Here is a 13,877-nt window from a genome sequence, read left to right as displayed (position 1 = left end):
GCCGGCGGGCCGCCCGAGCAGCGGGCCCCGCCGGCCGGTCCGTCACCGGCCGGGGATCACCAGACCCGACTCGTAGGCGACCATCACCGCCTGGGCGCGGTCGCGCAGGTGCAGTTTGGTGAACAGGTTGCCGACATGGGTCTTCACCGTGTGCTCGCTGAGGTGGTGGTGGGCGGCGATCTCGGCGTTGGACAGACCGGCCGCGATCAGGCGCAGCACGTCGGTCTCACGGGCGGTCAGGGCGGTCACCGCGGCGACCCGGGCGGGGTCCGGATGGCCGCGCCGGTGCAGCTCGCCGATCACCCGGGCGGTGACGGCGGGAGCGAGCAGCGCGTCCCCGGCGGCGACCACGCGGACCGCGTTCACCAGGTCGGCTCGGGGAGCGTCCTTGAGCAGGAAGCCGCTCGCCCCGGCCCGCAGGGCCGCGTACAGGTAGTCGTCGGTGTCGAACATGGTCAGGGCGAGGACCCGGCTCGGGGTGAGCGCGCAGACCTGGCGGGTCGCGGCGACACCGTCCAGGACGGGCATCCGCATGTCCATCAGGACGACGTCGGGACGGTGTTCGCGGGCGGCCCGCACGGCCGCCGCGCCGTCGGGGGCCTCGGCGACCACCTCGATGTCCGGCTCGGCGCCGAGGATGGTGGCGAACCCCGCCCGGAACAGGTCCTGATCATCGGCGAGCACGACCCGCAGCATCAGAGCACCGCCGCTGCCGACAGCGGCAGGGTAGCGGTCACCGCGAAGCCGTGACCGTCGCAGGCCGGGCCGGTGCGCAGGGTTCCGCCGCAGGCGTGGGCGCGCTCGCGCATGCCGACGATCCCGTACCCGGGCAGGCCCGCGTCGGACGCGCGGCAACCGCGGCCGTCATCGGTGACCGACACGGTCAGCGAGTGCGCCGTGTAGTCCAGTCGGACGCGAACCGATCGTGCCCCGGCATGCCGCACCACGTTGGTCAGGGACTCCTGCACGATCCGGTAGGCGGCCACCCCGACGTCCGGGGGCGGCGCGAGCGGCGGCTCGACGGCAGCTCCGGACGGCGAGACGGTGAGCACGGCATCGAGGCCGGCGGCGCGGACCCGCTCGACGAGGACGGGAAGGTGGTCCAGACCCGGCTGGTCGAGTGGCTGGTCGGCGGGTTCGTGCAGGCTGCCGACCGCGCGGCGGAGCTGGACGACAGCGTCCCTGCCGGTGGCGGCGATCGTGGCGAACGTGGCATCGGCGCGATCCGGCTGGTGGCGGACCAGCAGCGGACCCGCCTCCGCCTGGACGATCATGACGCCGACCGCGTGGGTGAGGATGTCGTGCAGGTCGCGGGCGATCCGGGTGCGTTCGCGCAGCACCGCCGCCGCACGTTCACCGGCGATACGACGATCGCGTTCGGCGAGAGCCGCGGCCTGGGTTCGGCGGGCCCGGGCGCTGGTGCCCAGCGCGTACGCGAAGAGGTAGGCGACCGACAGGTAACGCAGCACCTCCACGTCGGGGCGGGGATAGAGCAGCGAGACCAGCAGGCCGGCGGCGGTGAGCGCGACGCCGAGCAGGCGGATCGGCAGGGAGGCCCGCGCGGCGAACGTGTAGAGGCAGACGAGTGGGCCGACCGGCAGCAGTGGGGGCGCGCCGAGCGAGGCGGAGAGGGTCGTGGCGACGCCCACGAGGAGGGCGACCCGGAGCAGCGCCCGGTCCCGCCACAGCACCGGCACCGACGACGCGACCGCGAGCGGCAGCACCCACCACGCACGTGGCCCACCGACCAGGGCGGGCAGCACTGTCGCGGCGACGGCGGCCGCGGTGACGGCGAGATTGACGTACCGCTTCACGTCGGCAGTATCGTCCGATCCGGTGCGCCGACGCCTCCCTCCACGGGACCAGATCGATCCCGGCTCGCACGGCGATCCGTCCCGGCCGCCCGCGCCACACGCTCGACACATGATGACTGTCCTCGCCACGCTCCTGAGTGGCCTGCTCTGGCTCGGTGGCACCGGGCTGCACCCGATCCCCGCGCTGACCTGGCTCGCCCCGCTCCCGCTGATCCTCGCCTCGACGCGGGTACGCCCGAGGACCGCGCTCTGTGCGACTGCCCTCGCCTGGTCGATCGGGCAGGGCGGCGTGCTCGGCTACTACCTCGGCACCCTGCGACTACCGGTCCCCGCTGTCGCCGGTGTGGTCCTGCTCGGCGTCGTTCTGGCGACCGGCACGATCCTGCTCGCCCGCGTACTACTGCTGCGCGGACGAACCGTCCTCGCCGTCCTGGCGGTGCCCTCGCTCTGGGTGCTGGGGGAGTACGCCGCGTCCCGCCTGCTGCCGCACGGCACCTGGTGGAGCCTCGCCTACACCCAGGCCGACGTCCGCCCGGTCATCCAGCTGACCGCGCTCACCGGAGTCTGGGGCGTCACCTACCTGCTGCTCGCCGTCCCGATCGCCCTCGCCGCCCTGCGCGCAAGCCCACGCCCCGCGCTCACCTGCCTGCTCGTCCTCCTGCTCGGCACCGGCGGATGGTCGGCCTGGTCACTGGGCCGTTCCCCCGACCCGGCCGAGCCGCTGACCATCGGCCTGGTGGCCCTGCGCCAGCCCGAGGACGGGCTCCCGATCGACGAGCCGCCCGGCCGTGACCTGCTCGCGCGCTACGCCGCGCGGGTCGAGGGTCTGGTCGCCCGTGGGGCACGGATCGTCGTCCTGCCGGAGAAGGTGTTCGCCGTGACGGACACGACGATGCCCGTGCTCGCGGCCGCGCTCCGGCAGACCGAGGCTCAGGTCGTCGTCGGCGCGGTGCGGCAACGGGCCGGTAGGGCGAGCAACGTCGCGCTGGTGCTCAAACCGGGTGGGACCGTCGCGACGTACGAGAAACAGCATCTCATCCCGGGCCTGGAAGACTGGCTGACGCCGGGTGACGGCGAGGTGCTCGTGGACGGGCGGTTCGGCGTCGCGATCTGCAAGGACCTCGACTATCCCGGCCTGGTCCGGCGGTATCGGGCGCGAGGCGTCTCGGTGCTGCTCGTCCCCGCCCTTGACTTCACCTCCGATGGCTGGCTGCACGGTCGGATGGCACTGGTCCGGGGAGTGGAGAACGGGCTCGTCGTGGTCCGGGCCGCGGCGTTCGGCCGGCTGACGGTCACCGACCCCGGCGGCAGGATGCTGGGTGAGGCCACCGCCGGTGACGCGGAGATGCTGGTGGCCGCTCCGACGTCGGGCTGGGGCACTGTCTATTCGCGTACCGGAGACTGGTTTGCGCTGTTGTCCGTGGCCCTGTTGGTCCTGGCCGTGGGTGCGGCGGCGCGGTGGTGGCCGGTGGCCTGGCTCCGCCACGACAGCTGAACGCTCGGCCGGACAACCGGCCGAGCGTTCGCCTGTGCGGTGCGGATCAGCGCAGGGGTTGGTGGCCCGTCACGCCGCGGAGGCGGCCTTCGACCCTCGGTGCGACGCCACCGGTCCGGCGTTCCAGCCCCAGCGGGGGGCCGGTACCGCCGCGTCGCGGCTCCCGTCCGTGTCGACGTCGTCGCCGTCGGTCCCGTCGACGGTCAGCTCGACCGAGGCGGGTGTGCTGCGGGCCAGCCGCAGCGAGTGCTCGGCACCGGTGCGGGCCGCGCACGGCCAGGACTGCCCGGCACACTGGAGGTTGCGGCACTGGCCTTCGTCGTCCGGCTCGTGTGCGCTCAGCACGTCGATCGCCAACTGCCACAGCAGCGGGTCGGTCACGTCGTGCGGACGCTCGGCGGTGCGACTCGGTCGGTTGCTGGTGTCGTCGGACATGGTGGGCCCCCCTCGTCAGGCTGTACCCCCCAAGGGTCACCCGTCAGCCGCCGGCTAAACCGCCGACCTGCTGTGATGTGTCTCTGATCGCAGCTCGACCGTGGACGCCGCACGCTTATCGGTCAGTCCGGCAGAAGTGGCATCTCCACGCCCGGCTCCCGGCCGAGCAGTATCGCCCGGGTGAGCGCCGCTGATCCGAACCGGTCGCGGACCGCGTCGACCGCAGCGTCCAGATGGGACCCTGGGTCCGGCTGGAACGGCAGTTCAGGCTGGACCGGGTTGTCGTCGAGGTTGGCCACTGAGACACCGATCAGGGTGATGCCACGGCGATCGATCTCGGGCAGCGCCGCGCGTAGCAGCGCACGCGCGGCGGCGAGCAGTGGCGTCGTGTCCGCCGTCGCCTTACCCACCGTGTGCGAGCGGGTCGCCCGGGTGTAGTCGCCGAAGCGCAGCCGCAACACCACGGTGCGGCCGGACCGCCCGGCCGTCCGCATCCGCCGGCTGACCCGGTCGACGAGACCGGCGAGGATGGCGTCCAGTTCCGTCGAGGCGTGCGGGCTGCGACTCAGCGCGTGCTGCGCGCCCATCGAACCGCGCCGCCGCCCCACCTGCACGGCCCGGGGGTCGCGATTGTGCGCCAGCGCGTGCAGGTGCCGGCCGGCGCCCGCACCGAGCAGCGACACCAGCGCCGCCTCACCGAGGCGGGCCACCTCCCCGACGGTACGGATCCGGCGTTCGCGCAGTCTGGCGGCCGTGACCGGGCCGACGCCCCAGAGCCGTTCCACCGGCAGCGGGTGCAGGAATGCCAGCTCGGCGTCCGGTGCGACCACCAGCAGGCCGTCCGGTTTCGCCACGCCGCTGGCCACCTTGGCCAGGAACTTCGTGCGGGCCACCCCCACCGTGATCGGTAGGTGGACCCGGTCGCGGACCTCCCGTCGCAGTCGTTCGGCGATCTCGGCCGGTGGCCCGGCCAGCCGCCGCAGACCACCCACGTCGAGGAACGCCTCGTCGATGGAGAGCCCCTCGACCAGCGGTGTGGTCTGCCGGAAGATCTCGAAGACCGCGCGGCTCGCCGCCGTGTACGCCGACATCCGCGGCGGCACGACGATCGCGTCCGGGCAGAGCCTTCGCGCCTGCTGGCCGCCCATCGCGCTGCGGACGCCCCGCGCCTTCGCCTCGTAGCTGGCCGCGAGCACCACGCCGCCACCGACGATCACCGGCCGCCCACGCAGGCGCGGATCGTCACGCTGCTCGACCGACGCGTAGAACGCGTCCAGGTCGGCGTGCAGGATGCTGGCGCCGGGCGACACGTACACATGTTCGCATGGCGTCCGGCTGGTGCGGCAGTGAGCTGGGCGAACGCCGATCAGTCGAGGCAGAACTCGTTGCCCTCGGGATCGGCCATGATGAGATGACCGGCGCCCAACGGGGGAGCGGGCTCGTGCCGACTGAGCCGCTTGGCACCATGCGAGACGAGCCGTTCGGCTTCGGCCTCCAGGGCCGCCATCCGTTCGTCACCCTCCAGCCCGGGGGCCGCGCGTACGTCGAGGTGGACGCGGTTCTTCACCTGCTTGTGCTCCGGCACCCGCTGGAAGAACAGCCGTGGCCGCGTGCCCTCGGGGTCGACCACCGCCGACGCGTCGTTGCGGTTCTCCGGCGGCACACCCATCGCCTCCAGCGCCTGGTCCCACGACTCGAAGTCTCCGGGTGGTGCCTGCACCTGGTAACCGAGCGCCTCGGCCCAGAACGTGGCCAACCGCGCCGGGTCGGCGCAGTCGAACGTGATCTGGACGTCGCGGGTCACGGCGGATTCCTGCTTCCTGTTCTGGTCGGTCATGATCCCAGCCTCTCGCGGATAGCGGACAGGGTTGTTCCGCTATCCGTGCAACGATCGACGGGTGACCGTCGAGGCGACCACCGAGCGGGTGCTGCGCCTGCTGGCGCTGCTGCAACGACGACTGTCCTGGACGGCCGCCGAACTCGCCGCCGAGCTGGGGGTCACCGGCCGGTGCGTGCGCCGCGACGTGCAGCGTCTGCGGACGCTGGGCTACCCGGTGCGCGCGGTGTCGGGCGTCGGTGGTGGCTACCAACTCGGTGCGGGCACCCGGCTGCCGCCGTTGCTCCTCGACGACGAGGAGGCGATCGCCACGGCGGTGTCTCTGCGGCTGGCATCCGGGGGCACGATCGCCGGGGCGAGCGAGGCGGCGCTGCGGGCGCTCGCGAAGCTCGACCAGGTGATGCCGTCGCGGCTCCGCGCCGAGGTACGGGCGGTGCACGGCTCCACCGACACCCTCATCGGCCCGGTCGCCGAGATCGACGCGGAGCTGCTGGTGACACTCGCCCGGGCCTGTCGGGACGGGGTACGCGTTCGGTTCCACTATCCCGGCCGGGACGCTGGTGAGCAGGAACGGACGGTCGAGCCGATCCGGATGGTCACGACCGGCCGCCGCTGGTATCTGATGGCCTGGGACGTCGACCGCGCCGACTGGCGGACGTTCCGGCTGGATCGGATGCGGGCTGCGGTGGCGACGACCTGGCGTTTCCCGGAGCGCGAGCACCCGGATCCGGTCGCCTTCGTGCAGCGGGCCGTGACCGGGGCACCGTACCGCTACCTCGCCCGGGTGCGGGTGCATGCCCCACCGGAGCGGCTGCGGGAGGTGGTCCCACCACAGGTGGGGCGGGTCGAGGACGACCGCGACGGATGGTCCGTGCTGGTCGTCGGCGGCGACAACCTGGACTGGCTCGCCGCGCACCTCGCCCGCCTGGATCACGAGATGGAGGTGCTGGAGCCTCCCGAGCTGCGCGAGGCCGCAGGCCGGCTCGCCCGTCGCCTGGCGGTGCTGGCCGGTGCGACGTCGGAGCCCGGCGCGCGGTGACGCAGCGTGTAGTGGCGCAGCGACACCGGGCTGCCGTCGGGAGCGGCCCATGGTGCGGTGCTGGTGCCGACGCACCGCCATCCTGCGCGCTCGTACAGCGCGGCGGCCGCGGTGCCACCGGCGGCCAACTCCAGCACCAGGTCCGTTGCGCGTTTGTCCGCCCACTGGCGGGCCCGGTCCAGCAGCGCGCTGCCCAGCGCCAACCCACGAGCTTTCGGCACCACGAAGAGACGAGCCACCTCGGCCGTCGGCCGGCCGGGCGGCCCGTCCACCTGATCGGGGATCCGATGCACCGCGACGTGTCCGACAACGGCCGCGTCGGCGTCGACGGCGACCCAGGCTCGTGCCGGGTGCGGCTCGCGCAGCCAGCGGTGCGGGTCGGCGGGCCAGTTCAGCGGGTACCCGTCGACCCGGTGAACCTCGGCCAGCGCCGCGACGCAACCGTCCAGGTCGGTGGCGCGCCGCCGACGGACAGCGGGTCGGTTCACAGGTCGTCGAACGGGCCGGCGTAGCGGAACTCGCCCCGGATCGACTCGCGCCACGCGTGCAACGGGCGAGCCATGAAGTACTGCGGTCCCCACGGCTGCGGCGGGGTGACGCCCAGCTCGACGGCCGGCCGGAACCCGAAGCGCGGGTAGTAGTCGGGATGCCCGAGCAGGACGACCAGCGGCTCGTCCCGCGCGTCGGCCGCGCCGAGCACCGCGTGCATCAACGCACTGCCGACCCCGCGTCGCTGCCAGTCGGGCAGCACCCCCAGCGGCCCCAGCCCGAGCGCCACCGGCGCACCCCCCACCCGCCCGCGGGTCGCCACCACGTGCCCCACCACCTGGCCGTCCGAATCGGCCGCCACCAGCGAGTACGCGGGCAGCCAGCCCTCGTCGGCGCGCAGCGCGTCGACAAGGGTCGCCTCGACCGGTACGTCGTCACCGCCGTCGGCCTTGGCGAAGGCTGCCGAGTGCACCGCCCGAATGGCGTCGACGTCGGCGGGTGTCTCGCGTCTGATCAGCACCGCGCCACCATACGGGTGCCCTCGGCAGCGGCTCCACGCGTTATCCCGTCAAAAGCCGGACGACGCGGCGTCCTCGGCCCGCCCCACCCGGAGCGCTGGCGGCGATCGTCAGGATGTCCGCGGGGTGTCGCGGCAGGCCACGCGCCCAGCACCGCACCGCCGAGCAATGCCGGAGCGGCGCGGGCCGGTCGGTCGCTGAGCCGGGGCTGTTGCCGCATCGGCGGCGGCTGGAGGGCATGTCGCGGAAACGGGACATACCTCTGAGTCATAAGTATGACTCAGAGGTATATCGCTCAACGGCGAATATGGCTCCCCGGTCGGAGACCAGCGGGTCAGAGCCCAGGCCCGGTCGGGGAGCAGCGGGTCAGTGGCCGGCGGGTCGGAGGCCGGCGGGGTCGGAGTCCAGGTCCGGGCCGAGGCCGCGGGTCAGAGCCCAGGCCCGGTCGGAGGCCGCGCGGCTCAGCGGTCAGGCCGGAGCCGAGGTCAGGCCCGAGCCCAGGCCGGCAAGGTTCGGACGTTATCTCAGCCGACGGCGGTGGCGGAGGGCGGGGCGCTGCCGCCCTGTGGTGCCTCCGGGACCATCAGCCGGATGATCTCCGCCTGGTCGGCGGGCGAGGGCAGTCCCCATTCCGGTCGGTAGCCGTACACCTGGTGCAGTGGGGTGGAGCCGGTGCGGCCGTCCAGGATCTCCACGGCGTCGGTGCCGATCAGGCCGGGGTGTTCGACGCCGCAGGCCTCGGCAACCTTGGTCAGGTCGCGGCGCAGCGTCCGCAGGTAGTTGGCCGCCCGGACCGACTTCAACGTCGGGTCCAGGCCCCGGGCGAGCCACGTGTTCTGGGTGGCCACGCCGGTGGGGCAGGTGTCGGTGTGGCACTTCTGCGCCTGGATGCAGCCGATCGCCAGCATCGCCTCCCGACCGACGTTGACCAGGTCGCAGCCGAGCGCGAACGCCACGATGGCGTTGTCCGGCAGGCCGAGCTTACCGCCGCCGACGAAGACCACCTGTTCGTGCAGATCGTGCTCGGCGAAGATCTTGTACACCCGGGAGAAGCCCTGTTGGAACGGGAGCGACACCGAGTCGGTGAAGATCAGTGGTGCGGCCCCGGTGCCGCCCTCGCCGCCGTCGATCGTCACGAAGTCCACACCCCGGCCGGTGTCCCGCATCAGGGTGGCCAACTCCTGCCAGAAGCCCAGGTCACCGACCGCCGACTTGATACCGACCGGCAGTCCCGTCTCGGCGGCCAGCAACTCCACCCAGTCGAGCAGACTGTCGCAGTCGGAGAACTCGGCGTGCCGGGACGGGCTGACGCAGTCCTGACCGGCCGGGATGCCCCGGGTAGCGGCGATCTCGGCGGACACCTTCGCCCCGGGCAACAGCCCACCGAGGCTCGGCTTGGCGCCCTGGCTCAGCTTGATCTCCAGCGCCTGCACCGGTGCGCCGGCAACCAGGTCCTTCAGCCGGTCGAGGCTGAACCGGCCGTACTCGTCACGGCAGCCGAAGTACGCGGTGCCGAGTTGGAAGACCAGCTCACCACCGTTGCGGTGGTACGGCGACAGGCCGCCCTCGCCGGTGTTCTGCAGGCAGCCGGCGAGCGCCGCCCCCTTGTTGAGCGCGGTGATGGCGTTTCCGGAGAGCGAGCCGAAGCTCATCCCGGAGATGTTGACGACCGACTCCGGTCGGAACGCCCGGGCGCGTCCCCGTGCCGCGCCGAGCACCTTCGCGCTGGGCAACCGCACGTCGTGCCCGGCGGTCGGTGACGACGGCGGCACGGCACGGCCGAACGTGCGGTGCTTGATGATCGGGTACCCGGGGGTGTACTCGATGTCGTTGTCCGTGCCGAAACCGAAGTAGTTGTTCTCCTGCTTGGCCGACGCGTACACCCAGCGGCGCTGGTCGCGGGTGAACGGCCGCTCCTCGTTGTTGCCGGCCACGATGTACTGCCGTAGCTCCGGCCCGATCGTCTCCAACAGGTAGCGGGCCCGGCCGAGGACCGGAAAGTTGCGCAGCAGCGCGTGGTCGCGCTGGATCAGGTCCCGCGCGGCGAGGGCCGCGACGGCGGCGGCGACAGCGGGTACGGCTCGACGGGCCCAGGTCATGCCCGGGACTCTTTCCGCCCGGGCGGCGGATCAAACCGGTGAGCCGGCTGGTGGCGGTGCGGGTGCGCCCCGCACCGCCACCACGCGCTCAGCGGTGCCGGAACGACTCGCGGACCGATCCGCCGACGACCGTGCACCACGTGCTCGTGCTGAGCTTGCCGTTGCGGGGCAGCCCGTGCAGCGCCTGGAGGTCCTGCACCGCCCTCCGGGTGGCGTGGTCGTACGCCCCGGTGACGGTGACCGCGTACCCCTTGGTGGCGAGGATTTCCTGCACGGCCGTGACCGGCGCTCCGGCGGCGTGCTGGTCCAGCTCCGGCGCCAGCGTCTCCCAGGTCGGCGTGGTGAGTGTGGCGTCCACGTCCACCGCGATGCCGTTGCGGGCCTGCCAGTCCTGCACTGCCGCGACGGTCGCGGCGTCGAACGTGCCGCTGACGGTCACCGGGTAGCCCCGGTGGGCGAGCAGGTGCTGCACCACCCGGACCGAGGGGGAGTTGACGAAACGCCACAGGTCCGGCCAGCGGCGCGCCGGCACGTCTCCGAGCTTGGTGCCCAGGGCGGCGTGCACCCGCCGCCGCAGCTCGGGGAACTGCCGATAGAAGGCAGCGCCCGGGCACTGGGTGGTGCGGAAGTCCCAGTGGCCGAAGATGTCGTGCGCGTGCAGCCCGTACTGCCGGCAGATCGCGACGCAGAGCTTGACCAGCGAGTCGGTCAACGCCTCGGGTGGCGTCTCGGTGACGTAGGTGCCCTCGTTCTCGATGCCGATGGCCCGGCCGTTCTCACCCGGACAGTGCGCCGAGATCATCTGCCGGTCGCCGGCTTCGAGGCGCTCCAGGCTGCCCCGGCGGCCCTCCAGCACGTACCCGCCACGGCTCACCGTGAAGTGCTGGCCGGTGTCCGACCAGCCGTTGCCGTCCATGTGCAGGTCCTGGCAGTCGTGGGCCAGCTTGACCGCCTGCTCGCGGGAGTAGTCGGTGACGTTCGGGAACGCCATGTGGTGCACGATGATCTTGTTGGTGGCGATGGCGCTCACCGACAGCGGATCCTTCGGCGGGCGGGCGGCCCACTCGTCACAGCTGATGATCCAGTCCAGGTCGGTGCCCGGCGCGGCCTGCGCCGCGCCCGGGAAGGCGAGTTCGCTCCCGACGACGGCGACCGTGGCGGCGCCGAGACCGGCCCGCAGCAGCGTCCGGCGATCCACTTCGGAATGGTCGACGTGCATTGCATCTCCTCCTGCGGCCGACGGCGGGGGGATGAAAAGTAGCTCCAGTGGCCGCACGCACTCCGGAGAATATTGCCAAGACTCGTCCGCGCGCTAGAGGTCCGGCAGACCAGGTGATCACTTGTGTTTCCGCGCGTCGGGTCGGGGGTAGGTCCGGGGCTGACCGTTCCGGCTGCCCCATTTAAGGAATGACCAGATGAGTGACAACGTCAGCGACGCGGTGGGCGACGCTCTCCGCTCGGTGATGCTCTTCCTGCCCAAGGCCGTCGCCTTCCTGGCGATCCTGGTGGCCGGATGGCTGATCGCCAAGGCCGTACTGAAGATCGTGGAGAAGGTCCTCGAACGGGTCGGCTTCGACCGCGCCGTCGAACGCGGCGGCATCCGCCGTGCGTTGAGCCGCTCCCGGTACGACGCCAGTGACATCGTCGCGAAGCTCGTCTACTACGCGGTGCTGCTGTTCACCCTTCAGCTCGCCTTCGGCATCTGGGGCCCGAACCCGATCTCCGACCTGCTCGGCGCGGTGATCTCGTGGCTGCCCCGCGCCTTCGTCGCGATCGTCATCGTCGTGGTCGCCGCCGCCATCGCCAACGCGGTCAAGGACATCATCAGTGGCGCGCTCGGCGGCCTGTCGTACGGCCGGGTGCTGGCCACCATCGCCTCGGTGTTCATCCTCGGCCTCGGTGTCATCGCGGCGCTGAACCAGATCGGCGTGGCCACCGCGGTCACCACTCCCGTGCTGATCGCCGTGCTGGCCACGATCGGCGGCATTCTCGTCGTCGGTGTCGGCGGTGGTCTGATCCGTCCGATGCAGAGCCGTTGGGAGTCGTGGCTGACCCGCGCCGAGCAGGAGTCGCAGCTGATCGCCGAGCACGCCCAGGCGTACCGGGCCGGTCGCCGCGACGCCGAGGCCGAGCTGGCCCGCCGGTCGGCCACCACCAGCGGCGCGGAGGCCACCCAGGTGGTGCCCCGGCCGGCCGACGCCGACGCCACCCAGGTGGTGACCCGGCCCACCGATCCGGAGGCCACCCAGGTCGTCCACTTCCCGGTCAGCTCGGACGCCACCCAGGTGGTCGATCGCGGCGCCGTCGACGACGTTACGCCGACGTCGGCCCGGCCCTCCGCGACCGAGGACACGACCCAGGTGGTCAGCGGCTCGGCCGATTCGGACGTCACGCAGGCGGTGGGCACCGGCGCCGACCCCGACGCCACCCAGGTGGTCACGGGCGGCACCGATCGCGCGGTGCCCGGGCAGCGCACCAGCGACGACAGTGAGACCACCACTGTCATTCCGCCGATCGACCGGCGCTGACACCAGCGGTACGGCGGCGGGGCGGGATCGATCTGATCCCGCCCCGCCTCTCGTTGTCCGCCCCGCCTCGCTCACCCGGCACGGTTCGCGCTGCCCGGCACGCCGAAAGCGCTGGCCGCGGCCGCGCCGGTTGTCTAGCATCGCGGGCATGACCTGGCGACATTGATCCAGCAGCGTCGGCCGATCCCGTGGGCCACCACGGGCACCGCACGTCCGGTGTCCGTCTCCACTCCCACGGGAAGGCCCCATGATCCTCATCGCTTCGCGCGTGCCCGAGCCGGCGGTCCGTCGGCTGACGGCGACCCTCTACGGGTACGCGTTCCTCAGTGACCTCGTTCTGCTCTACCCGCTGTACGTGGTGTTCTTCGCCGACACCGGGCTGTCGGTGGGGCAGATCGCGTCGCTCTTCGTCATCTGGTCCGCCGCCGGCATCCTGTTCGAGGTGCCCTCCGGCGCCTGGGCCGACGTGCTGTCCCGCCGGCTGCTGCTGTGCCTCGCCCCGCTGGTGGCCGCCGCCGGTTTCGCGCTCTGGGTGCTGCTGCCGTCGTACCCGGCCTTCGCTGTCGGTTTCCTGCTCTGGGGCGCCGGTGGCGCACTGGTCTCCGGTGCGCTGGAGGCGTTGGTCTGGACCGAGTTGGACCGGCTCGGCGCTGTCGGCCGGTACGCCCGGGTGCTCGGGCGGGCGCGGACGGCGGGCGTGCTGGGCGTGGTGGTCTCCGGAGTGCTCGCCGGCCCGGTGCTCGCCGTCGGCGGGTACCCGGTGGTCGGCGCGGCGAGCGTGCTCGCCTGTCTGCTCGCCACCATCGTGGCCACCCGGTTCCCGGAACACCGCGCGCCCGCCGCCGTACGCGTTCCGGTCGCCGAGCCGGCGCTGACCGCCCGGCCGGTGGGCGCCGCACCGACCCGGCGGGACGAGCCGGACACCGCCCCGCCCGCGAGCCCGGACGACGATGGTGACCTGGGGTGGTGGGACACGCTGCGGGCCGGAGTGTCGCAGGTCCGCACCCGTCCGCCGGTACGGGCGGCCGTGCTGCTGGTGGCCGTGGTCGCCGCCGACTGGGGTGCTCTGGACGAGTACACCCCGCTGCTCGCCCTGGACACCGGCGTCGGGGCGCAGGCCGTACCCCTGCTGCTCCTGCTGCTCTGGGCCGGAGTGACAGTCGGCGGGCTGCTCGCCCCGGCGGGGGAGCGGCTGGGCAGCCGAGGCTACGCCGCGCTGCTGGGGCTGGTCGGCGTCGCGCTGGCCGCAGGTGCCCTGCTCCGGCACCCGGCGGGGTTCGTGCTGCTCGCGGTGGCCTTCGGCGCCGCGCAGTTGGCCACCGTGCTGGCCGACGCGCGGCTCCAGGCCCGGATCACCGGCACCAGCCGCGCCACCGTCACCTCCCTGGCCGGGATGGCCACCGACGTGCTGATCATCGTGACGTACGCCGGCTACGGTCTGGTCGCCACGGCGGCCGGCAACGCGGTGGCGTTCGCGCTCACCGCCGGGGCGTACCTCGTGGTGGCGCTGGTGCTGCTGACCCGCCGGCGCCGGACGGCCGTGCCCGCCGGCGTGGTCGCGGCTGTGCCGGGCCCGGACTGACCGAGGCCCGGCGGCGGCCTCCTCGGGCCGCCGCCGGGCCG

At 72.9% G+C, this 13,877-nt stretch carries 13 protein-coding genes; 4 read left to right on the top strand and 9 right to left on the bottom strand.

What is annotated here, in order from left to right; genetic code table 11:
- Positions 1 to 42: 42 nt before the first annotated feature.
- Positions 43 to 696 (bottom strand): response regulator, encoded by a 654-nt coding sequence (locus GA0070561_RS26710; protein ID WP_091406646.1) that lies wholly within the window; start codon positions 694 to 696, stop codon positions 43 to 45.
- The gene (locus GA0070561_RS26705; RefSeq protein WP_244166447.1) at positions 696 to 1,814 is read right to left on the bottom strand and encodes a sensor histidine kinase; all 1,119 of its coding nucleotides are present in this window, start codon (positions 1,812 to 1,814) and stop codon (positions 696 to 698) included. The genes GA0070561_RS26710 and GA0070561_RS26705 overlap by 1 nt, the downstream gene beginning before the upstream one ends.
- 109 nt (positions 1,815 to 1,923) lie before the next feature.
- On the opposite strand from GA0070561_RS26705, the gene GA0070561_RS26700 reads away from it, so the two are divergent.
- Positions 1,924 to 3,309 (top strand): nitrilase-related carbon-nitrogen hydrolase, encoded by a 1,386-nt coding sequence (locus GA0070561_RS26700; RefSeq protein WP_091406642.1) that lies wholly within the window; start codon positions 1,924 to 1,926, stop codon positions 3,307 to 3,309.
- A gap of 69 nt (positions 3,310 to 3,378) precedes the next feature.
- Here GA0070561_RS26700 and GA0070561_RS26695 read toward each other — a convergent pair whose 3' ends face one another.
- The 3 genes from GA0070561_RS26695 to GA0070561_RS26685 all read right to left on the bottom strand — a co-directional run bounded on the left by GA0070561_RS26695 (position 3,379) and on the right by GA0070561_RS26685 (position 5,581).
- On the bottom strand, positions 3,379 to 3,744 hold the full coding sequence (locus GA0070561_RS26695; RefSeq protein WP_091406640.1) for a hypothetical protein: 366 nt from the start codon (positions 3,742 to 3,744) through the stop codon (positions 3,379 to 3,381).
- Between the two features lie 122 nt (positions 3,745 to 3,866).
- Positions 3,867 to 5,054 (bottom strand): DNA polymerase IV, encoded by a 1,188-nt coding sequence (gene dinB, locus GA0070561_RS26690; protein ID WP_091407313.1) that lies wholly within the window; start codon positions 5,052 to 5,054, stop codon positions 3,867 to 3,869.
- 56 nt (positions 5,055 to 5,110) lie between these two features.
- On the bottom strand, positions 5,111 to 5,581 hold the full coding sequence (locus tag GA0070561_RS26685; RefSeq protein ID WP_208603862.1) for a VOC family protein: 471 nt from the start codon (positions 5,579 to 5,581) through the stop codon (positions 5,111 to 5,113).
- Between the two features lie 61 nt (positions 5,582 to 5,642).
- Here GA0070561_RS26685 and GA0070561_RS26680 point away from each other — a divergent pair, with 61 nt between their 5' ends.
- A complete protein-coding gene (locus tag GA0070561_RS26680; protein ID WP_091406637.1) occupies positions 5,643 to 6,620 on the top strand; it encodes a helix-turn-helix transcriptional regulator in 978 nt (325 codons plus the stop codon).
- Here the strand turns inward: GA0070561_RS26680 and GA0070561_RS26675 are convergent.
- The 4 genes from GA0070561_RS26675 to GA0070561_RS26660 form a co-directional block, all read right to left on the bottom strand.
- Entirely contained in the window at positions 6,512 to 7,108 is a 597-nt protein-coding gene (locus tag GA0070561_RS26675) for a GNAT family N-acetyltransferase (RefSeq protein WP_091406635.1), read from the bottom strand. The genes GA0070561_RS26680 and GA0070561_RS26675 overlap by 109 nt on opposite strands.
- Entirely contained in the window at positions 7,105 to 7,629 is a 525-nt protein-coding gene (locus tag GA0070561_RS26670) for a GNAT family N-acetyltransferase (RefSeq protein ID WP_091406631.1), read from the bottom strand. Before GA0070561_RS26670 ends, GA0070561_RS26675 begins: the two co-directional genes overlap by 4 nt.
- Positions 7,630 to 8,151: 522 nt before the next feature.
- Positions 8,152 to 9,726: an FMN-binding glutamate synthase family protein gene (locus GA0070561_RS26665; protein WP_091406629.1), complete on the bottom strand. Its 1,575-nt coding sequence runs from the start codon at positions 9,724 to 9,726 to the stop codon at positions 8,152 to 8,154.
- 88 nt (positions 9,727 to 9,814) lie between these two features.
- On the bottom strand, positions 9,815 to 10,945 hold the full coding sequence (locus tag GA0070561_RS26660) for a peptidoglycan recognition protein family protein (protein ID WP_091406627.1): 1,131 nt from the start codon (positions 10,943 to 10,945) through the stop codon (positions 9,815 to 9,817).
- A gap of 196 nt (positions 10,946 to 11,141) precedes the next feature.
- On the opposite strand from GA0070561_RS26660, the gene GA0070561_RS26655 reads away from it, so the two are divergent.
- Entirely contained in the window at positions 11,142 to 12,254 is a 1,113-nt protein-coding gene (locus GA0070561_RS26655) for a mechanosensitive ion channel family protein (RefSeq protein WP_091406625.1), read from the top strand.
- 247 nt (positions 12,255 to 12,501) lie between these two features.
- Positions 12,502 to 13,836: an MFS transporter gene (locus tag GA0070561_RS26650; protein WP_091406623.1), complete on the top strand. Its 1,335-nt coding sequence runs from the start codon at positions 12,502 to 12,504 to the stop codon at positions 13,834 to 13,836.
- The last annotated feature ends 41 nt before the right edge of the window (positions 13,837 to 13,877 follow it).

This window comes from Micromonospora saelicesensis (genome assembly GCF_900091575.1).
Taxonomy (GTDB): Bacteria; Actinomycetota; Actinomycetes; order Mycobacteriales; family Micromonosporaceae; genus Micromonospora; species Micromonospora saelicesensis.
This window is presented reverse-complemented; position numbering and strand designations above follow the sequence as displayed.

Bases quoted from the DNA above. Each gene is read 5' to 3' on its own strand.
- GA0070561_RS26710 (WP_091406646.1), bottom strand. From the start codon at position 696: ATGCTGCGGGTCGTGCTCGCCGATGATCAGGACCTGTTCCGGGCGGGG.
- GA0070561_RS26700 (WP_091406642.1), top strand. From the start codon at position 1,924: ATGATGACTGTCCTCGCCACGCTCCTGAGTGGCCTGCTCTGGCTCGGT.
- GA0070561_RS26695 (WP_091406640.1), bottom strand. From the start codon at position 3,744: ATGTCCGACGACACCAGCAACCGACCGAGTCGCACCGCCGAGCGTCCG.
- GA0070561_RS26685 (WP_208603862.1), bottom strand. From the start codon at position 5,581: ATGACCGACCAGAACAGGAAGCAGGAATCCGCCGTGACCCGCGACGTC.
- GA0070561_RS26665 (WP_091406629.1), bottom strand. From the start codon at position 9,726: ATGACCTGGGCCCGTCGAGCCGTACCCGCTGTCGCCGCCGCCGTCGCG.
- GA0070561_RS26660 (WP_091406627.1), bottom strand. From the start codon at position 10,945: ATGCACGTCGACCATTCCGAAGTGGATCGCCGGACGCTGCTGCGGGCC.
- GA0070561_RS26655 (WP_091406625.1), top strand. From the start codon at position 11,142: ATGAGTGACAACGTCAGCGACGCGGTGGGCGACGCTCTCCGCTCGGTG.
- GA0070561_RS26650 (WP_091406623.1), top strand. From the start codon at position 12,502: ATGATCCTCATCGCTTCGCGCGTGCCCGAGCCGGCGGTCCGTCGGCTG.